This is a genomic window from Clostridium boliviensis (assembly GCF_033342255.1).
Lineage (GTDB): Bacteria > Bacillota > Clostridia > Lachnospirales > Lachnospiraceae > Lacrimispora > Lacrimispora boliviensis.
Map to the genome: position 1 here is coordinate 176873 of NZ_JAWONS010000329.1, position 19693 is coordinate 196565.

The following is a 19693-nucleotide window of genomic DNA, read 5'->3' on the forward strand; positions in this document are numbered from 1 at the left end:
CATCAAATAAACATTTAATCTATGCCTAATATAATTTAAAACTTTTTTCTTTTAATCACCAGACAAGCTTAATCTCCATTATCACTGTCCTTTCTGGTATTTAAATAATCTCAATGATTTTCTCAAGATTGTGTATTACAGATAATGATCCATCAATTACAATGAAAGGACAACTAAGTTTCATTGCACTTTCTTCAACTACTTTTGAATCGCGATTTTTTATTACTTTAAGGAATTCCATCTGTTGTGCAAACATATCACCACTATCAAGAACTCTTGCTCCGAACCTTTTTTCTTCCCTTGTTTGAATTCTCTTCAATCTTTCTTCAAGAGGTGTTTGAACCCAAAAAGCAATGTCAATACGAGAAAGAATTTCATCACACCAATTCAGCATAACTCCAGAAAAAATAAACCTGGGATGAGTCTTTATATCCTCCATAATTGCAGTTTGTACCTCACTCTTTGTTCTAGGGTTAGAAAAAGGAAGTTTGCCTGAATGCTCAGTATTAATTACACTGTTATTTTCTAAAGCCCATTTTCTTGATTCTCTTTGCTCAGGAAAATAATAATCTTCCACATCCATCTCAAAATAACCTATTTGTTTTGCTAACGCATGCGTCAGAGTCGACTTCCCGCCTCCATTCAATCCGAAAATAGCAATCCCTTGGATCATTTTTACACCCCACATACTGGGAAGTTATATTAACTTTCCATTTACTCATTATACAACGCATAAATTATTCTGCATCTGACATCGATACAGAACCTGTCCGGTTCTTCAAACAGCGGGCTGTGGGCAGAATGTTCAAATGTATAAAATCCCTTCAACGGCGCTTTGATCTGGTTATAATACTCTTCATGGCATAATCACGTACCGGTGCTGCAAACCAGCTCCGCAACCATGCCGTATCCGCTATATCGGTCTGGTAGTTCTCCAGCTTTTGCACCATTGTCTGATTGCCCTGTATGGCATATTTCGTCTTAATGGTGTTGTATGCTGCCAGCTCAGACTGTGGCTGATTGGCAATTTGGCTCATGGCAATGTAGGCATGATATTTTTCTGGTGCGGTTTGCACGGTCAGCAGACCAATATAAGTACCGAAGGAATGTCCCATCAGATAGATTTTTTCCTGCCCAAAGCGCTCACGCAAGTAGTCCGTTACGGCAACAGCATCCTGCACAAACTGCCCGGTAGTGCAGTCCCTCTCTTTGCATTCAGACGAATAAGATAGCGCAGTTGCACGATAATCCCAATAGCATACAGTGAAAATATCCTCCAGTCCAGTGTCTGTTCCCGTGGTCAGAAAGTAGTCCGGAATACCCGGTCCCCCGGATAAAAACAGCAGTACGGGATTTGTGGTGTGTTTTCCTTTCAGAATCATCCCCTGCTGAAAACCATTTATATCAACCCATGTTTTTTCGGAGATACTTCCTGCAACAGGAGTCTCGTCATCATCTGGATACGGTTTGGGCTTTCCACTTCCCGGAGGAAGTATCAGCATTATAACCGCAGTCATGGCAAGAACCAATAGAATAACCCACACTTTTTATTTCCTCCTTAGTTCGGATTTCAATCGTTTCATTCAAATACCTCTTAGCATTTCATTAGAATATTTCAAACGATTATGGAATTCAGTTATGCGGCATTCAATTGTGACGTGAAGCAGTATAAAAATGTAACATCATAGCATCAAAGTTATTTCCAGATAAACTGTTAAAAAACTTATTACTATTTTATGACAAATTGAAAAATAATACAATTAAATAATGTTAATTTATGATTCGAATTTCCAATAATCATATATCTTTTTTTATTTTGTACATCTTTCAATCTTAAAATTTATCTATTAAATTTTCCATAAATTTGATCACACACGCCGCTTATCATCTATCCACTGCATCTATAAATCTACCAATAAAATAACCACATCATGAATCTTACTTCCCCTAAAAGCAAATAATTATCATTAACTCCCCCCAACCAAAACTTTGAGAAAAAAACGCCACAAAGCAATCTTGACTCCCTAACATTTTTTATGATATAGTTCGTGATGGTTAGCTTAGCCTAACATTTGTACAACATTCTGTATCCAACTACTAACAAGAAAGGTTAAAAGGCACATTACATGATTTTCTTAATTGCATTACTGGAAGCCATATTATTTGTATTCTTTTTCAAAAATGCTATCCGTAAACACCCCGCTGTATTTTACATACTATCCATAGCAGTCATCGGTTTTATCGTATGTTACACAAAACTAAATCTATACGAGGTCTTTCCTGTATGGACCTATCAATATATCATTTCCGTTTTTTACAGAGGTGCCTTCTCCACTGCATTATTTGTGATTGTAATGTATATTGGTGCCTTAAATCCAAAAGGAAAAATAGTTCGGGCGCTGATGCCCATCAGAGGGTATCTGTCCATCATTGCCTGCCTGATCACATTAGCACATTCCTTTGCTTATGGCATCTATTACATAGCAGCTATTTTCCACACACCAGACAAGCTGGATCTTCGGCAGATCCTGGCATTAATCCTGACGATACCGCTCTTTTCCATTATGATAATTTTAATGGTTACCTCTTTTAAAGCAGTTCGAAAAAAAATGAAACCCAGGGTTTGGAAAAATGTACAGCGGCTTTCCTACCCCTGGTTTGCTATCCTTTACGTATACTTGATGGTGCTTTTGGTTCCCAGTATGCTGGAAGCCCTGAACCCTTCTTCCGATATAGCGATGCTTTATCGGGTAAATTATATTTTATCTGTTATTTTATATACACTTGTGTTTGGGGTTTATTTTGTCTTAAGAGTCAGAAAATATCGGAAGTCCCAATAACCTGATACTCTTTCCATATCTTTGCCACTTCGTCCTCAAGGCGCTCTGCCGAATCCCGGTTGAGAGCCATGACACGGCCATGATACTGGTAGTAAAGAAGATTGGACCAGAGAACTTCATAACCGCCTCTGTCATATTCGGCAGCAGTCGGGAGATAGCTGGTACAGCCATTTGTATAACCATTGAAAAACACCATAGGATTACTGGTCTTTTTCCAGATTTCAACTGCAATATCTGACATGATTTCACTTGGTACACCACTTAGGCAGCCGTCATTGACTGTGAGAAACTGTATTTCAATTTCGGCTGTCTGTCTGCTTTCATTATTTATAGAAAGTCTCTCCACTTCCTGCAGCCAGCCTGTTCCATCAATTCTCCCCATCTTCCATGCTTCATCTGCGATTTCACGTGCACGGTTCCATTCCGGCACATCGGCGTAAAAGGTGGATTTAATGGAAAACATAGAGATCCTTGAGACAGGTTTTAGAATAATGCGGTCTATCACTGGCTGCAGGGATTCACAGATATCTTCTGCCATATCCTTTAATGCCTTTTGGCTCTGAGCGGCATACGTCTCTTTCATTGCAGCGCTGATATCCATTAAATGCTCCTCTGCTGGGTGAATTTCCAGATAATCGGCATTTTCCTGGCGGTATCTGGGTCTCACATCTCCGGAGGCTCCCTGCACCAGCATTACCTTACAGCCATATCTGCGTTCCAGAGCTTCCCTTGCCTCTCCGAAATAATCCGGAGAAATCTGGTAATTATCAGGCATCAGTACATTGCAGTGAGCGCTTAGCCGGACAATTAATACCCTTAGTTCTCCCCTGTCTTCGCATATTTTTAAAACCCCGATCCGGGGATCAATGGGAAGGCCCACTCCTCTTCTGTTAATTCCTACCGTATTTTCAGCAATTCCCCACCCGGCGCAAACAGGTACCAGGGATTCCCACGCCTTCTTAACCCCTTTAAGAACTGTCTGACAGACCTTTTCATAATAATCCTGTTCAACAGCGGCATTAGGGGCGGCGTGTGTATGGGAAAAACAGATCATGACCTGTTCCATACTTATTTCCTCCCGCAAAGCTTTTGAGTCTATTGTATCGCCTGCGGCAAAAACTTCAATGTCACAGAATCGTTCTGTATTATACTGTATAAAACGGAGCTGCCACTGCAGCTCCGTCCGGTTATGACTGATATATGATTTTTCTGATTGCAGAAAGGGAAAGGCAATATTGATCTGCCAGGACATCCATGGAACTTCCATTATAATACTGGACTCTGATGCGGTTATTTCTCTGTTTTAATTCCTCCCGGTATCCGCTCTTTTCTCCCCACTGCTTTCTCTGTTCATTAAGAGCGGGTATATAAACATACTCACCCTGAATATATTGCTGCAATTCTCTGACCAGCTTGTCTGGCAGAATTGTCTTCGCATTTACATATTTCATGCTGGCTTCCTCGTGTTTTATTGGATCAGAAGGCAAAACCGGCATCAATTCAGTGACTGAACTTACTCCATGCAATTGTCACTGAGACCGCCGGCTTTGCATGGAGCCAGTCATCATTTTTTCTTTTCTCATTGATACACATGAATTCTCCTTAAAATTATTATTTAATACTTACTATTCAATAAATATAAATTAATAAGCTATATTTTTTACATTTATTTGCTATAAAAGAAACTTATGATATAATGATTGTCAGTTAATGAATATGTAATAAGAAAGGAGGATGAAAATCAATCACTATCCATTGATTTTCATAATAATTAACAATGGGGAAAGTTCCTGCTTATATGGTCGTTCATGATTCAATAAAAATGAAAATTAAAGACGGAACCTATCCTGTTTCAGAATTCCTTCCAACAGAACCGGAGCTTGAAAAGTTATATAAAGTAAGCCGTACCACAGTCCGAACTGCTATGGAACTTCTGAAGGAAGAAGGTCTTGTTGAAATCAGGCAGGGAAGAGGTACGATTGTACTGGATTCCAGAGCTACTCAATCGTTAAACAAAGTCACCTCAGTTACAGAATGTCTCCGCAAGAAGGGATTTGATGTCCGTACCAAAAGCATGTATATTGACATTATTTACGCCACCGAAAAGTTGGGAAAAGAACTTAATCAGCCCCTGGGAAACCCCATCGCCCGAATACAGAGGATCCAACTGATTAATGAAAAACCCATATGCATCATAAAAGATTACATCCCCTATGCTCTGGTTCCCAATATTGAGCAGTTTACAAACAAATTCAACGGTCTGTATGCATTTCTGGAGGAGCAATATCACCTGGAGATCGAGTCAGCCGCTGATAAGATCTTCGCTAAATCTGCTGATTTTGCCGAATCTGAGATGCTGGCGGTACAGCCTGGAACTGCTCTTTTGTGTATTCAGCGGATCTGCTACAGGGATGACAAACCCATCTTTTCCGATGATATATGCATCCTGGGAGATCAATACGAATTATCCATTTCATCCAGCGGGCGATACAAGTAACATGCTTCGGTCCTTCCTGCGTTTTCATTAAAATCCGCAGAAAGGACCGCTCCTGTCTATAATCTTATCATTCTTTACTGTTCACGTCTTTTAACTGTTCCTTTGCCTCATCTGACAGAGAATCCAGAAGAAAATTACGGTTTTTTGGTCTGGAATCCTGAAATTCTCCAGTCACCCTTTTGTTTGCTGCTTCCATCTCTATCTTTAACTCTCTGGCAGATAACAAAGCGCATCCCGCTCCTCTTACGATCATCTGCTGCAAGCCATCGGAGGTAGCAACGGTAATCCGGTATTTTCTATTGTTATCATGGGCAAATCTCTCGATATAATGGTCTGCTGTCTGTGCCTCTCTGGTATATACCAGATGAATATTATGATAGGCGATGAATTCTTCCCGATGCTCCTTTACCCGGTATGCGTCAAATACCGCAATGATCTTACATTTACGGATTGCCTGATAATTGCATAGCTGATCCAGAAGTTTCATTCTGGCACCATCCATATTATCCTGTGCCAGTTCAGCCAGCTCTGGCCAGGCAAATACGATGTTATAACCGTCCACAAGAAGATATTCTTCCCTTTGTTCTGCCTGATTTATATCATGGTAAACGGGATCCCGGCGAACTTCGTAAACAGGCTTTTTTCTTTTCCATTCTGTCCTTTTACCTCTGTTGGCATAAAAGGTACTCTCAATAATCCGGTCGATTTCTTCCAGACTCATAAGGGGGGCTTCCAGGCCGGTATATCCACCCACCACTGTCTCCTCATCAGTTCCTGACTGGGGACTTTTTAAGAAAGGCTCCACATGCATGTGTTTTTTCACCTGATCCCAGGGAACCACAAACCCGGCACCGTGTGAACAGAATACGGATCCTGCAGGATTGTCCAGATCACTTTCCGAATCGTAGCCGGACTCCCGAATTACAAATTCCGGATTATGGCATGGCTCATAACCTTTTAAGGTACAAAACAGCCTTCCCATACCTTTAGAATATGCGGATACCTCTTTCTGGTAATTTCTCATGGCGGACACCGGCGCACTGCCGGTAAGAACTGCAGCCGCTCCGTCTGTATGGGATATCTCGCAGGTTCCCCACATCTTTTCAATATCTGTCATTGCTCTTCCAACCAGATTTTCAGGCAGTTCAAGTGTAAAACCATAATAGGGCTCCAATAATACCGACTGTGCCTCTTTTAAGCCCTGACGCACCGCCCGGTATGTTGCTTCCCGGAAATCCCCGCCTTCTGTATGCTTCTGGTGGGCTTTCCCAGACACAAGGGTGATTCTCATATCTGTAATTGCAGATCCGGTCAGCACTCCTTTGTGACTTTTCTCCTCCAGATGGGTCAGTACAAGCCTCTGATAATTTTTACCCAGAAGTTCCTCACTGCAGGCAGAGCAAAATTCCAGACCGCTGCCTGGCTCCCCTGGTTCTAATAAAAGATGTACCTCTGCATAGTGCCTCAACGGTTCAAAATGCCCCACGCCTTCCGCCGGACTGTCAATGGTCTCTTTGTACACAATTCTTCCCGTATCAAAAGATACCTCCACTCCAAACCGGTCTGAGATCAGGCTCTTTAAGATCTCAATCTGTATCTCACCCATGATCTGCGCCTGAATCTCCTGCAAGTGCTCATCCCATACAATATGAAGCTCCGGCTCCTCTTCTTCCAGCTGGCGAAGCCTGGGAATCATCTGCCTTGGATTGCAGCCTTCTGGCAGGGCAATCTGATAAGACAGGACCGGCTCTAATACCGGCGACTCATAAACTTCTTCAAATCCAAGTCCCTCCCCCGGTCTTGTCTGGCTAAGACCGGTCACTGCGCAGATACAGCCTGGAGAAATCTCATTCACTGTCTCGTATTTTTCCCCGGAATAAATACGGATCTGGTTGACTTTTTCCTCCCAGGTTCCATTGGTCAGGGTGTTTTTCACACTGAGAGTTCCACCAGTGAGTTTTAAGTGGGTCAGCCGGTTTCCCTGATCATCTCTGGTTATTTTAAAGATCTTTGCACCAAATTCACCGGAATACTCTGGTATAATGGCGTATTGGCTGATTCCTGCAAGAAGCGCTTCTATCCCTTGTAATTTAAGCGCAGAGCCCAAAAAGCAGGGAAAGACGGTTCGGTTTTTAATTCCCTGCCTGATCTGGTCCCCGCTAACTGCACCGGTCTCCAGATACTCATCCATCATGCTTTCACTGCACATGGCAAGCTGATCATAAAAACTATCTGTACCAGCCAGGGAAAAATCAATACAGCTGTCATGAAGCTGTTTTTTAACCTCGCTCATCAACCTGTCCTTATCGGCAGCCGGCTGATCCATTTTATTAATAAAAACGTAAACAGGGATCTGGTACATGGACAATAGACGCCATAAGGTTCTGGTATGTCCCTGTACCCCGTCCGCACCGCTGATTACCAATATGGCATAGTCAAGAACACGGAGTGTCCGTTCCATCTCCGCACTGAAATCCACATGTCCGGGAGTATCTAAAAGGGTGGTTTTAATTCCTCCCATATCAAATACTGCCTGCTTGGAAAATATGGTGATTCCTCTCGCTTTTTCCAGCTCGTAGGTATCTAAAAATGTATTTTTATTATCAACTCTTCCTGGCTTACCGATCTTTCCGCTTACATAAAGGATACCTTCTGACAGCGTGGTCTTACCTGCATCTACATGAGCCAGTATTCCTATGGTTAATTGCTTCATAATCTTTTTCGAATCCTTTGTGCCATTCATTTCGTGTCTGATTTGTCTTTATTATCATACCAGTTTCCCTTAGTTTTGTATACGGGAAGATCATTCTAGCTCACTTCCGGCTCCATGCCATCTCGTATTCCACTTCTCCGGTTTCCTTATCCTCCTGTTTATCAGTCACAAGAAACCCTTCTCTCAGATAGAAATCCACCGCCCGCTTGTTCTTTTCATAGACCTTTAAGGATAATTGTCTGTGATTTTTTTTCACATGATTCAGAAGCTGGCTTCCGATTCCTCTGGACTGCTGGTCTTTTGAAATAAAAATTCCGGCAATGTAACTGTCCATCAAACCAATAAATCCCTGTATGACTCCATTGTCTTCATATACGGAAACAATAGCACCCGGCAGTATCTCCTTTACTTCCTGGAAATGGTCCTGCCAATAGCTTTTATAAATGAAATCATGCGCCTGTATATTGGTATCCAGCCATAGCTCCATAATCCGGTTTAAATCGTTTTCCTTAAATTCTCTAATCATTTTATCATCTCCTGGTTCTTCATTCCTATTTTAAAAAAACAGATAACTCCTTTATAAAGAGCTATCTGTTTTTCTCCTGCTAATATTATGTTATACCCTAAACTTCATCCGTTGTCAAGAGAACCTCCAGCGGTGGATTTCCCTGCAGAAGTCCTACTGCATAAATCGTATTGAAATAATCCTCACTTAAGGGAACATCGGGTATTTCTAATACAACGTCTGTTGACCCGGCCGGCCTGACCTGCAAGGTTAAATTTGTGGGATCTGCTGCGATATAGGGGGTAATCTGGTTAAATGCAACATTGGGGAATATAACAGTTCCGTCAGAAAGTGTTATATCAACTGCGGGTGCATCCGGAGAGAGATGGATAAAACGAACCATAGCTTTTCCCTGGATCATATCTCCATTGGCATCGGTAATGGATAGCAGTCCGATGTTATCAGGGGTTCCCACTGCCGCTACTGTGAGCATCTCGTTTTGTTCTACCGGCAGCATGTTTTCAACGACAGGAGTGTCCTGGGATCCGGATACATAGACAGAAACCTTATAGGTTCCTTCCTGCACCGGTAAGTAATCAGTAAAATCCCCGTAGGCAAGATTTTCGATAATCATCTCATCATCCACGTATATGTCAACATTTGGTGCATTAGGTACTGTGTGCATGACGCGCACATAACCTACCTGTACTTCATCCGATGGTCTAGCTGTGTACTGATCCATATTATACCTCACGATTAAATATATACGGTATAATATATGCTGGCAAGATGAGATGTGACCGGATAATCCAGCTTTTAATCCATACGGTAAAAATAAGTTTCCATTCCCTTCATCTGTTTTGCAGCATACATGGCAGCATCCGCTTTTGCAATCAGCTGGTCGATGGCGTCTGCGTCGATTGGATAAAAACTGATTCCTCCGCTTATGGACAGGGGAATTGTAATATTCTGGATCCTGGCTGGTTCCCTGGTCAGTTCCTCGATTCTGGAAGCCACAATATCATAATTGTCAACCTCTTTTATATCCGGCAGAAGAATGAGAAACTCATCTCCTCCATACCTGCATACCATATCGTTTTCCCGTGCTGCCTTTTCTAACAGCTTCGCAACATGAATCAGCACTTTATCACCAAACTCATGGCCATAGGTATCATTGATGGACTTAAATTTATTCACATCACAAAACATCAGACCCAGCAGGCTTTTATTTCTTTTTGCCTGTGCCAGTAAACTGGCGGAGACTTCATAGAATAAGCTGCGGTTTGCGACACCCGTTAATTTGTCATAGTATGCCAGCTTGTGAATTGTCTTCTCCTTCTCCTTTAGATTCCTGTTGGTGTCCCATAATTGATTCACATAGGATTTCAGCTGTTTAATCTGATTAAACTGGCTGGTAACATTGATAAATTCCAGCTGAATAAAATGTTTCCCCTCATTTTCAATTCTGGTTACCTTCAGGTTAAAATAATCAGAATTATTCAACATCCGCTTATGGAACGCACCGGAAAAGAACCGGATTATACCCTCTTCCTTCACATCACGAAAAGCATCCTGATAGCATTTCATATTTAAGCTGGGCAAAACATCATTGATTGACTGGCTCAGAATATGGTATCGATTTAAGCTGGTCACCTCCTCCATATAATAATTCCAGTACATGACTTGCAGATATTCATTTAATATGACAATCCCCTCATTGAGATTATCCAGTACCTGATATAATAATCTATTCATACAGAGCTTCCTCTAACTGGTTAACCTTCGTCATTAAATCATTCAGGGAATTCAGCGATAAATCAACAATAATCGCCCCTTCGATTTCCGTATCACCAATCACAAATGTAATATATAGTATTAAAATATGAGAATTACCTGTATTCTGATAATCAAACTTAAATTCAGACAGATTAAAAAGTCTGACCTCCGGCAACGTGTATTTAAATCTGATGTTTAAAAGATTCCCTGTTTCTCCCAGGATACAGTTCAATAAAATGTTGCCGATTTCTTTTATAATATCAAAATCCACGTCATTAAAATCCATCTCTTCACTGTCTTGCTGTTCTTCCTGCAGACAAAGATTGATAAATTTCTTCATTTTCTCTGCTGAAAATATCAGACTGGCTTTTCCAGTATAATTTTCCTTAAACGACAGGGTGGATACCATAAGGGTTCCGTTTTTCTTCATTGAGATATACTCATCGATGGCATAGGTTTCTGAAGAGACATCCAGAATTCTCACATTTGGCACAGTTAAATGTATTCTTTGCTGTACAATATCCGATAAGATTCCTGCTGCACGCCCTACACTGATATTGAACAGTTCCTTTAAGATGTCCTGCGTCATATCACGGTTTTCCATTATCCTTCTCCTTCATCATATTACAGATTATTTGTGCCTTCTCCTCAGTAAAAGGTTTATTAATAAATGTTATAATATGATGCTTTTCCGTCTCTTCTCTGACATGATTCTGAACATCGGCGGAAACCACAATGATATTTGCAGACGGATCATATTCCTTAATAAGTTTAATTAACCCATGTCCATCCAGTCCTGGCATCAGCAGATCCACAAATATGTAATCCGGCTTCTCTTCCTTATACTTTTTTAATCCCTCCCAACCGTCACCAGCAAAGTAAATCTCTGATTGAACAAGACATTTTTTCAAAACATTAGAAGTCATCTTTTGCGAAAAAACAGAGTCGTCCACAATTAGTATTTTTATCATTCAAGTTCTCCCTTTCATGTAAATCCTTAGATTTCCATGTCCTCTGTATAAATGCTGAGCCTTTTGTCTGTTTCTATTTTAATAAATGTGCGTTCTAATTACAATAAAATATTTTAGAAATAACTGGAAATATAGATTAATGCAGTAATAGGGACACATTATCCCTGATGAGCTCAAAAAAAAGGACATACCTACGCTTGTTTGTACGTCCTTTTGATTGATCCAATATGTTGATTTAACTACCATCATGAAAATGGCCATAGCAATACCAAAATACCAAGAATGATGCGGTACCAGCCAAATACCTTAAAATCATGTTTCTTTATATATCTCATGAGAAACTTTATAACCAGTATGGAAACGGCAAATGCAACAGTCATACCAGTCACCAGAATAAAGAGTTCCTCTCCTGTGAAGAACAAACCAAATTTTAATACCTTTATGGCACTCAAACCAAACATCACAGGTACTGCCATGAAAAACGTAAATTCAGCAGCAGCCGTACGGGATACTCCGATTAATAAAGCTCCAATTATGGTTGCACCGGAGCGTGAGGTGCCTGGGACAATGGATAGAACCTGAAATAACCCAATAATAAATGCCGTCCGGTAACTGATATCCTGAAGTTTCCTTACAGAAGGTATGCGTTCTTTATTCCAGTTTTCTATGATGATAAAGGCCGCCCCATAAAAAATCAAGGCTGCTGCAATAACACCTGGAGTATGAAAACGGGCCTCAATATAATCGTCGAAAAGAATTGTTACAATTGCTCCCGGAACACAGGAAATCACTACCTTTATCCAGATCAGAAACGTTTCTTTTATAAGGAATGGCCTGTTGCTGTCACTCCACTGGAAAGGAAACATCTTATCCCAAAATAAAAGCACAACAGCTAAAATTGCACCCAGCTGAATCATCACAAAAAACATTTCCTTAAAGCCTTCACTTGCATTTAACTGTAAAAACTGATCCACAAGGAGCATATGACCAGTACTGCTGATGGGAAGCCATTCTGTAATTCCTTCTACAATTCCTAAAAACAGCACCTTAAAAAATTCTGTTACAATGGAATTCATTCTTATTATTCCTCCTGCCTTAATAATATTATCACTATCCCCATTATCCACTATTATGCTTAAATGAGCAAGACACTTACCGTAACACCGTAAAAAAGCCAGTGACACGAATCGTGTCACCAGCTTAATACCACAATTAATTCTTATTTATTCTCCTCTGTCAGATCAAATCTGGAAACCAGATTTGTCATGATTAAGGATTGTCCGGACAACTCCTGCGCATATGCAGCACTTTCCTCTGCAGTGGCTGCATTGGACTGTACTACTCCTGAAACCTGTTCAATTCCGGTCTTTAATTGTGAAACGGCCTCTGACTGCTCCGAGGATCTGCCTGATATCTGGTTTACCAATTCTGAGACCTCACGGGTACTCGTTACTATCTGTTCCAGAGATTGGGATGTTTCTAAGGCAATTTCATTTCCATTTTTCACTGCTTCAATGGATTTTTCTATTAACGCCGTTGTATCCCTGGCTGCATCTGCACTTTTGCCTGCCAGATTCCTGACTTCATCTGCCACTACAGCAAAACCTTTTCCGGCCTCCCCCACTCTGGCTGCTTCCACAGCTGCATTCAGCGCCAGAATGTTGGTTTGAAATGCAATGTCTTCCACCACTTTGATAATTTTCCCGATTTCAGTGGAAGTCTCACTGATCTCATTCATTGCACATACCAGTTTCTCCATTTCCCGCTGACCGCCGCTAACCTGTTCCACCGCATGCAGTGACATGGTTCCGGCCTTTTTCGCATTCTCAGCATTGGATCTGATGTGATGGGAAATATCAGAAATTGTAGCAGCGATTTCTTCCACGGAGCTTGCCTGCCTTGTGGCTCCCTGAGATAACTGCTGGGAAGATTCCGCTACCTGCTCTGAGCTGCTGCTCACCTGCCTGGCCGAAACAATGATCTCTCCGAATGCTTTGTTTAACTGTTCCGTGATCTGGTTTAATGATGTCTGAATTTCAATAAATTCCCCTTTGTATTCTACATTTGAAGATACCTTTAAATTACCGGCAGACACCTGCTGTAAAATATAGGCAATCTCCTGAATGTACGATTTAAGGGAGCTTATCATATCAGCAATGCTTCTTGTCAATACACCAATCTCATCCTTACTGTTATGTATATAGACTTCACTTTCCAAATCTCCGTTAGCCAAAAGTTCCATACGGCCGGTTATCTTCTTTATTGGGTTTGAAAGTCTGTTGGCCAGGACAAAACTTGCGATAATTCCTGCAATGATCATAATAACGGATGAAGCCAATAACAGGAAAACTGTATAAATGATAGAAGAAGTCATTTCTTTAATCGGTGCTACCACGCCGTAAGACCAGCCATCGGAATTAGTTACAGGACCATATGCGCATATTCTGGCTCCTGTTTCATATTCGTATTTGTCTACTCCCTTTTCCCCTTTTATCATTTTGCCATAAACCTTTGATGCGTTTGCCAGAGAGGAATCTGTTTTTGCCTTTTCAATAAAATTCTGCCGTTCCTCAACCAGATTAGGGCGTTTATTGGCAATGAAGGTACCTGCTTTGTCAAGCATAAATACATTGCCGGTCTTCCCAATTACAATATTTTCAATGATCCTGCTGAAATAAAGACCGTCTAATACGCCAACCACTACACCGGAACCGGCAGGCAGGGGGGAACACACATAAAATACCTGCTTATTATCCAGAGTTTCCGTAGAAGAGATGGTGGTTTTTCCACTGATACTGTCTGCGAAACAGCTTTTTTGTGAGAAATCCTGACCATCCAGGGTCTTATCAGTGCTTAATATTTTTCCATCCGGACCAGCAATCCCCAATGCCTGAAACTTTGTATTCTTCAGGGCTGAATCCATAGAGTTCAGTTTCTTACTCCAGTCACCCTGTGATACTGTTCCAATCTGGATTGCAAGATTTTCTGCCTGTTCTTTTAACAGGTTAATCTCTGCAGCCAATGCAGTATCAGCAATTTCTCCCATGGCATTCATGTCATTTTTCGTATTTTCCGTAATACTGAAATAGCTGGCACTGATTCCTGTAATCACATTCACTGCTGAGGTCGCAAATAACAAAAGTACAATAACAAAAAACAATTTCCCTTTTATCGTCTTCAAGTGCGTCAATCCCCCTTATCGTAATATTTATATACATTATACATGGGATTGTGTTATTTAGAAATATAAATCTTACAAAAATCGACTAAATATTACATTTATAACCATTTACCGCTCGTGTCAATCCCCCACATATGGTTCAGCGGACCGCTGCCTTTGCCCAGATCTAACTGTGCATTTAAAGCGCCGGTAATATATGCTTTGGCGTTTCTGATACTCTGTTCCATGGAAAATCCTTTGGCCAGACTGCAGGCAATGGCAGAAGATAATGTGCAGCCTGTCCCATGCGTGTTTGGATTATCAATATGTTTGCCCCGAATCCAGACCATTTTCTCTCTTGTACAAAGAAGATCGTCAGAAGTCTCTGTTAAATGACCTCCCTTGATAAGAACTGCACTGTTTAACTGCTTAAAAAGTGCCTCTGCCGCTTTTTCCATATCATTTTTATTTGTAATTTTCACATTACAGAGTGCTTCTGCTTCCGGAATATTAGGCGTAATAAGACAAGCGGCAGGAAGCAGTCTGCTGACAAGCGTATCCATGGCCTCCTCGGATAACAGCTTTGAGCCGCTGGTTGATATCATAACCGGATCCACCACCAGATTTCTGGCGTTGTATTTCTCCAGTTTCTCTGCAATCACCCTGATAATTCCGCTGTTTGAAACCATGCCTATTTTTACCGCATCCGGAATAATATCTGTAAAAATACAATCCATCTGCTGCCCTGCAAATTCAGGTGTCACGTCCATAATTGATGTGACACCTGTGGTGTTCTGGGCCGTCAGAGCAGTAATGACACTCATCCCATATACCTTGTGGGCAGTCATTGTCTTTAAATCTGCCTGAATGCCTGCACCTCCGCTGCAGTCAGAGCCGGCGATCGTAAGTACTTTTTTCATATCACAGCCTCCTTTACCAGAGATAACAGGGTTTTCACCGCTTTTTTCTTATCCCTGGCAGCAAATACTGCAGATATCACTGCGACTCCGTCAATATGGCTCCCTTTCAGTTTTTGAATATTATCTTCATTAATTCCACCTATTGCAATCACCGGAATGGATACAGAGCTGCAGATTTCTTTTAATGTATCAAAGGAAACAGGATTTGCATCGGTTTTGGTGGAAGTCTCAAAAACAGCTCCCACTCCGATATAATCTGCACCGCTTTCCTCAGCCAGAAGTGCCTGTTCTTTTGTCTGGGCTGATACTCCCAGGATCTTATCTTCTCCGATCAGCTCCCTGCATTTTCTGGCATCTAAATCCTTTTGTCCTACATGAACCCCATCTGCACCCACTGCCAGGGCGACTTCAATATTATCATTGATCACAAAAGGAATGTTGTACTTAGACGTAATTGTTCGAATGGCTCTCCCTTCGGCTGCAAAACTATCATAATCAAGATTTTTTTCACGAAGCTGGATAAATGTGGCACCTGATTGTACAATTTCCTCCACCTGCTCACAAAGCCTGCTGTTGCCCAGCCAGGTCCGGTCAGTAACTACATATAAAAGCATATTATCTTTCGATACATTCATAGTTTGCACCTTCTTCCAGTATTTTCTCATTCAATTTGCTCATTTCATCAATCAGAAGCATGCGGTACATGCCGGTACCGCCCTGAAGCTCACACAGTCTCTTATGCGCCAGCTCCCCGCACAGCCCCATTCCACATACTGCAGCTGCCGCTGCACGTAAAATATCACCGGGATTCGCTCCAATATAGCTGCCGGTTACCATAGAAAGCATACAGCCCGTCCCCGTGATTTTGCTCATCATGGGGTGGCCGTTTCGGATAGCATATACATGCTCGTGGTCCGCCACAAGATCAATGGCACCGGTAATAGCAATGACGGAACCTGTTTTTTTAGAAAATGATTTCGCAAAATCTGCCACGCTGCCTAAATTTACCTCTGTTACTTTATCCGCCTCACAGGCATCAACTCCTGATGTCCTTCCTTCTCCTGCAGCCAGAAATTTAATTTCAGAAATATTGCCTTTTATTACGGAAAACCGGACCTCTTTCAAAAGCTGCAATACTGTTTTATTCCGAAATGCCGATGCCCCTGCTCCCACCGGATCCAAAACAACAGGTATACCGCACTGATTTGCTGTTGTTCCTGCTGCAAGCATAGATGCAATCGTCCGCTCATTGAGCGTTCCCATATTTAAAACCAAAGCAGAGGATATAGCAGCGATATCACGAACCTCGTTAATATCATCTGCCATAATAGGCGACCCGCCGCTTGCCAGTATGATGTTGGCACAGTCATTTACAGTCACATAGTTTGTGATTGCATGTACCAGCGGAACATTGTTTCTTACATTTGTAATCATTTGTTCAAACATTTTCCTGCTCCTTTTCTTTGTTTTGAGAGAAAAAAATGAGACATGCCTGTAAAGACACATCTCATGATGGTTAAAGATCAGCTGTCCCTACGTTGGCATTACCCATATCAGGTTAAACGGGTCGAAGTTCTTACTTCCTCTCAGCCAGGTCACCAGCTCCCCAAAACGATATTAATTTTTCTCGATTTTAACACAACCGGCTGACACTGTCAATTCTATCCCATTACCTGTTTCACAAAAAAATCAACCAGCTGCGGATCAAACTGCGTTCCTGCACCCTGAATCAGTTCCTCTCGTGCATGGGAGGCCGACAATGCCTTTCGGTAACTTCTGTCACTTGTCATAGCATCATAAGAGTCCACAATTGCTATGATTCTGGCAAAAAGCGGTATATCAGTTTTACTTCTTCCCTTGGGATATCCTTTACCATCCCAACGCTCATGATGGCATAAAACTATCTCCGCGATCTCCGACATATTGGGGGCAGTATTTAATATACGGTATCCGATTTCTGAATGCCTGCGGATCTCCTGAAACTCATCCTCTGTTAATGCTCCCGGCTTATTCAGCAGTTCTTCCTTAATTCCTATTTTACCAATATCATGCAGCAGACCGGCAGCTCTGATTTTCTTAATGTCACTGTCAGACATCTCCAGGTTCTTTGCCATTAATTCACAGATTTCTGCTACTCTCTGGGAATGCTGCTCCTCTCTTGGATTTTTTTCATGAAGGGTATTTAAGATAATCTCAAGAGTTTTACTTCTTCTGCTGTATGACTCATATAATTTGTTCTGATACATTTCATCTTCTGCCAGCTTAACAGCATTCTGAACGGATAAACTGGCATCCTTTATAATACAATATCCAAAAGAAACTGACAGTTCGATTCCATTGATAGTCTCTCCTTTGCACTTCTCTTTTAATTCCCGGATATACTGCTCTGTATCTTGCTGATCCGACCTTTTTAAGATAATTGCAAACTCATCTCCTCCAACACGGCTGATCAGATCAGCAGCTTTGCCTGAATTCATTAATATCCCGGCATAACGTTTCAGCATGCTGTCTCCGTATTCATGGCCAAAGGAGTCATTTACAAGCTTTAAGCCATTGAGATCTGAAAAAATAACACTCATGGGATAATTTGCTGTCTGGTTTAATTCCTTCTCTTTTTTGTCAAAAAACCTTCTGTTATGCAGGCCGGTTACCTGGTCATAATAACTGATCTCTTCGATTTCCTTTATGTAATTATGGGTATCTGTTATGTTTCTGGCAATTGCAATGACTTTATCATCAAACCATTTTACAACCCGCAGTTCATGGTATTCTGTAGTCTGCCCGTTGATCCACTCATATTCAATCTTCTGGTTTTCTCCAGTAAGAAACACCTGATTGATGACCTCTTTGCTCTTATTTGCTATATAAGCAGGTATCACATCTGAGATATGTTTTCCAATAAACTCCTCTTTTGTAAAAAACAGATGCTCCCGGTCTCCGATACAGTCAAGAAAAGTCCCATCCTTAGAGATGACAAACACCGTATCCGGGATGGCTTCCATCAGGGAACTGGTATATTTAAGACTGTGGTACATCTGGGTTTCCCGCTCTGTTAAGATCTGATTTTGCTGGATTAATTGTTTCTGGGAAGCAACATTTTCTTTCAGGGACTGCTCCAGTTTTTCACTGCTCTGCTTTAGCTCACCTAACATAGCTTTAACTGGACGATCAATAATATGTTCTGTAAGAAAAAAAATAGTAAGGGACATAAACAGGAGGGAAAGTCCGAAAATTAATATGAATGTGTCTGACAGCTCGTGCAGGGGCATATGTATGGAACTCTCCGGAATTTCAAAAATGATCTTCCAGCCCAGATCATTGAGTGTCTTATAATACAGGCTTATCTTTTGATTATCCCTGTAATAGACAGCATTTCCCTCTTCATTCGACATGATCCTGGCAACAGCCTCCAGAAATGAAGAATTGGCAGAATCATAGACACTGACTTTCTGCTTTACCAGATCTTCATTTTCCGCCGCAAGATATGTTCCGTCTTTGCTGATTATGCAGGTTGTTCCGTCATAACTGGCAATATAATCCGATACAAATTTCTGCATGGAAGACAATCCCACGTCCACCGTCACACAGCCGATATAATTCCCGCTCTGGTCTAAGACCGGCTGGGAACATGTGATCATATACAGACTGCTGGTCTGATCATAATACATATCGGTCCAGACGGTCTTCTTAGTCTTTTTAGCAAGAGAATAGTAATCCTGGGAAAAATAATCGTAATCAGAATTGCTGTAATCGAACGTTGGGAGGATGCGGTCTCCTTTTTTGTATACATAAGGTCCCATATATTTCCGTGACGGATTGTAAAGATATGGTTCATACCAGATCCCTGCCCCTAAAATGAACTGGTTGTCCCTGACAACAGGTTCCAGAATATGAATGAAATAATCGGGAGAGTATTCTTTATACCCAGTCCCCGCAAAGACAGCAAGCACCCGTGATATTTCAGCCGCAGCATTCATATTCTTCTCGATGATATTTTTCTGTATTTCTTTTTCGGCAGATATTCTTTCGCTGGTTTCTTGATCGACGATCCTTTTTGCAGTTCTTACGCTGGCGTTATAACTCAGCATAATGACAACACATAATACCGGAATAACAATCAGAAGCATTTTTATTCGAATATGGCTAAACATACCATCACCTCTATCATATGTATTCTTGTATATCTATTTTAACTGTCAATCCATTCCAGCGTCCTTTCAGATATTTTAAATAAACTACTGTCTGCTTGTCAAGCTGAATTACTGTTTTAAGTAAATAAAAAATACCAAATGCAATTGATGCATCCGGTAT

Annotated in this window: 18 protein-coding genes and 1 riboswitch; of the genes, 2 read left to right on the plus strand and 16 right to left on the minus strand. The window is 41.3% G+C overall.

Features of this window, described 5'->3' with window-relative positions:
* Positions 1 to 100: 100 nt before the first annotated feature.
* Both RZO55_RS24475 and RZO55_RS24480 read right to left on the minus strand, forming a co-directional pair.
* Entirely contained in the window at positions 101 to 688 is a 588-nt protein-coding gene (locus tag RZO55_RS24475) for an AAA family ATPase (RefSeq protein ID WP_318066863.1), read from the minus strand.
* 136 nt (positions 689 to 824) lie between these two features.
* Positions 825 to 1544 carry an alpha/beta fold hydrolase gene (locus RZO55_RS24480; protein ID WP_318066864.1) on the minus strand — a complete coding sequence of 240 codons (720 nt, stop codon included), beginning with the start codon at positions 1542 to 1544 and terminating at the stop codon, positions 825 to 827.
* 582 nt (positions 1545 to 2126) lie between these two features.
* Here RZO55_RS24480 and RZO55_RS24485 point away from each other — a divergent pair.
* Positions 2127 to 2840 (plus strand): hypothetical protein, encoded by a 714-nt coding sequence (locus tag RZO55_RS24485; protein ID WP_318066865.1) that lies wholly within the window; start codon positions 2127 to 2129, stop codon positions 2838 to 2840.
* Here the strand turns inward: RZO55_RS24485 and RZO55_RS24490 are convergent.
* Positions 2815 to 3906, minus strand: coding sequence for a hypothetical protein (locus RZO55_RS24490; protein WP_318066866.1), 1092 nt, complete (start codon positions 3904 to 3906; stop codon positions 2815 to 2817). The genes RZO55_RS24485 and RZO55_RS24490 overlap by 26 nt on opposite strands.
* 121 nt (positions 3907 to 4027) lie before the next feature.
* On the minus strand, positions 4028 to 4291 hold the full coding sequence (locus tag RZO55_RS24495; protein WP_318066867.1) for a CD3324 family protein: 264 nt from the start codon (positions 4289 to 4291) through the stop codon (positions 4028 to 4030).
* A 347-nt stretch (positions 4292 to 4638) separates the two neighbouring features.
* Here RZO55_RS24495 and RZO55_RS24500 point away from each other — a divergent pair, with 347 nt between their 5' ends.
* Positions 4639 to 5337, plus strand: a complete 699-nt coding sequence (locus RZO55_RS24500; RefSeq protein ID WP_318066868.1) for a GntR family transcriptional regulator — start codon at positions 4639 to 4641, stop codon at positions 5335 to 5337.
* Positions 5338 to 5404: 67 nt separating this feature from the next.
* Here RZO55_RS24500 and RZO55_RS24505 read toward each other — a convergent pair whose 3' ends face one another.
* The 12 genes from RZO55_RS24505 to RZO55_RS24560 form a co-directional block, all read right to left on the minus strand.
* Positions 5405 to 8050: an NYN domain-containing protein gene (locus tag RZO55_RS24505; protein ID WP_318067111.1), complete on the minus strand. Its 2646-nt coding sequence runs from the start codon at positions 8048 to 8050 to the stop codon at positions 5405 to 5407.
* A 100-nt stretch (positions 8051 to 8150) separates the two neighbouring features.
* On the minus strand, positions 8151 to 8576 hold the full coding sequence (locus RZO55_RS24510; RefSeq protein ID WP_318066869.1) for an N-acetyltransferase: 426 nt from the start codon (positions 8574 to 8576) through the stop codon (positions 8151 to 8153).
* 97 nt (positions 8577 to 8673) lie between these two features.
* Positions 8674 to 9297 (minus strand): DUF4397 domain-containing protein, encoded by a 624-nt coding sequence (locus RZO55_RS24515; protein ID WP_318066870.1) that lies wholly within the window; start codon positions 9295 to 9297, stop codon positions 8674 to 8676.
* A gap of 74 nt (positions 9298 to 9371) precedes the next feature.
* Positions 9372 to 10310 carry a sensor domain-containing diguanylate cyclase gene (locus tag RZO55_RS24520; RefSeq protein ID WP_318066871.1) on the minus strand — a complete coding sequence of 313 codons (939 nt, stop codon included), beginning with the start codon at positions 10308 to 10310 and terminating at the stop codon, positions 9372 to 9374.
* Entirely contained in the window at positions 10303 to 10935 is a 633-nt protein-coding gene (locus RZO55_RS24525) for a chemotaxis protein CheC (protein ID WP_318066872.1), read from the minus strand. Before RZO55_RS24525 ends, RZO55_RS24520 begins: the two co-directional genes overlap by 8 nt.
* Positions 10922 to 11302, minus strand: a complete 381-nt coding sequence (locus RZO55_RS24530; protein ID WP_318066873.1) for a response regulator transcription factor — start codon at positions 11300 to 11302, stop codon at positions 10922 to 10924. Before RZO55_RS24530 ends, RZO55_RS24525 begins: the two co-directional genes overlap by 14 nt.
* Before the next feature lie 245 nt (positions 11303 to 11547).
* Positions 11548 to 12378, minus strand: coding sequence for an undecaprenyl-diphosphate phosphatase (locus RZO55_RS24535; RefSeq protein ID WP_318066874.1), 831 nt, complete (start codon positions 12376 to 12378; stop codon positions 11548 to 11550).
* A gap of 143 nt (positions 12379 to 12521) precedes the next feature.
* Positions 12522 to 14483 carry a methyl-accepting chemotaxis protein gene (locus tag RZO55_RS24540; RefSeq protein WP_318066875.1) on the minus strand — a complete coding sequence of 654 codons (1962 nt, stop codon included), beginning with the start codon at positions 14481 to 14483 and terminating at the stop codon, positions 12522 to 12524.
* A 98-nt stretch (positions 14484 to 14581) separates the two neighbouring features.
* Positions 14582 to 15382: a bifunctional hydroxymethylpyrimidine kinase/phosphomethylpyrimidine kinase gene (thiD, locus tag RZO55_RS24545; RefSeq protein ID WP_318066876.1), complete on the minus strand. Its 801-nt coding sequence runs from the start codon at positions 15380 to 15382 to the stop codon at positions 14582 to 14584.
* Entirely contained in the window at positions 15379 to 16017 is a 639-nt protein-coding gene (thiE, locus tag RZO55_RS24550; RefSeq protein ID WP_318066877.1) for a thiamine phosphate synthase, read from the minus strand. Before thiE ends, thiD begins: the two co-directional genes overlap by 4 nt.
* The gene (gene thiM / locus RZO55_RS24555) at positions 15998 to 16828 is read right to left on the minus strand and encodes a hydroxyethylthiazole kinase (protein WP_318066878.1); all 831 of its coding nucleotides are present in this window, start codon (positions 16826 to 16828) and stop codon (positions 15998 to 16000) included. The genes thiE and thiM overlap by 20 nt, the downstream gene beginning before the upstream one ends.
* Positions 16829 to 16894: 66 nt before the next feature.
* Positions 16895 to 17001, minus strand: a riboswitch (TPP riboswitch).
* A gap of 42 nt (positions 17002 to 17043) precedes the next feature.
* Positions 17044 to 19533, minus strand: a complete 2490-nt coding sequence (locus RZO55_RS24560; protein WP_318066879.1) for an HD domain-containing phosphohydrolase — start codon at positions 19531 to 19533, stop codon at positions 17044 to 17046.
* Between the last annotated feature and the right edge of the window lie 160 nt (positions 19534 to 19693).

What these genes read in the sequence shown, in the direction of transcription:
- RZO55_RS24520 (WP_318066871.1), bottom strand. Translation starts at nt 10,310, where the DNA reads ATGAATAGATTATTATATCAGGTACTGGATAATCTCAATGAGGGGATT.
- RZO55_RS24515 (WP_318066870.1), bottom strand. Translation starts at nt 9,297, where the DNA reads ATGGATCAGTACACAGCTAGACCATCGGATGAAGTACAGGTAGGTTAT.
- thiM (WP_318066878.1), bottom strand. Translation starts at nt 16,828, where the DNA reads ATGTTTGAACAAATGATTACAAATGTAAGAAACAATGTTCCGCTGGTA.
- RZO55_RS24525 (WP_318066872.1), bottom strand. Translation starts at nt 10,935, where the DNA reads ATGGAAAACCGTGATATGACGCAGGACATCTTAAAGGAACTGTTCAAT.
- RZO55_RS24505 (WP_318067111.1), bottom strand. Translation starts at nt 8,050, where the DNA reads ATGAAGCAATTAACCATAGGAATACTGGCTCATGTAGATGCAGGTAAG.
- RZO55_RS24535 (WP_318066874.1), bottom strand. Translation starts at nt 12,378, where the DNA reads ATGAATTCCATTGTAACAGAATTTTTTAAGGTGCTGTTTTTAGGAATT.
- thiE (WP_318066877.1), bottom strand. Translation starts at nt 16,017, where the DNA reads ATGAATGTATCGAAAGATAATATGCTTTTATATGTAGTTACTGACCGG.
- RZO55_RS24490 (WP_318066866.1), bottom strand. Translation starts at nt 3,906, where the DNA reads ATGGAACAGGTCATGATCTGTTTTTCCCATACACACGCCGCCCCTAAT.
- RZO55_RS24475 (WP_318066863.1), bottom strand. Translation starts at nt 688, where the DNA reads ATGTGGGGTGTAAAAATGATCCAAGGGATTGCTATTTTCGGATTGAAT.
- RZO55_RS24495 (WP_318066867.1), bottom strand. Translation starts at nt 4,291, where the DNA reads ATGAAATATGTAAATGCGAAGACAATTCTGCCAGACAAGCTGGTCAGA.
- RZO55_RS24485 (WP_318066865.1), top strand. Translation starts at nt 2,127, where the DNA reads ATGATTTTCTTAATTGCATTACTGGAAGCCATATTATTTGTATTCTTT.
- RZO55_RS24530 (WP_318066873.1), bottom strand. Translation starts at nt 11,302, where the DNA reads ATGATAAAAATACTAATTGTGGACGACTCTGTTTTTTCGCAAAAGATG.
- thiD (WP_318066876.1), bottom strand. Translation starts at nt 15,382, where the DNA reads ATGAAAAAAGTACTTACGATCGCCGGCTCTGACTGCAGCGGAGGTGCA.
- RZO55_RS24500 (WP_318066868.1), top strand. Translation starts at nt 4,639, where the DNA reads ATGGTCGTTCATGATTCAATAAAAATGAAAATTAAAGACGGAACCTAT.
- RZO55_RS24510 (WP_318066869.1), bottom strand. Translation starts at nt 8,576, where the DNA reads ATGATTAGAGAATTTAAGGAAAACGATTTAAACCGGATTATGGAGCTA.
- RZO55_RS24560 (WP_318066879.1), bottom strand. Translation starts at nt 19,533, where the DNA reads ATGTTTAGCCATATTCGAATAAAAATGCTTCTGATTGTTATTCCGGTA.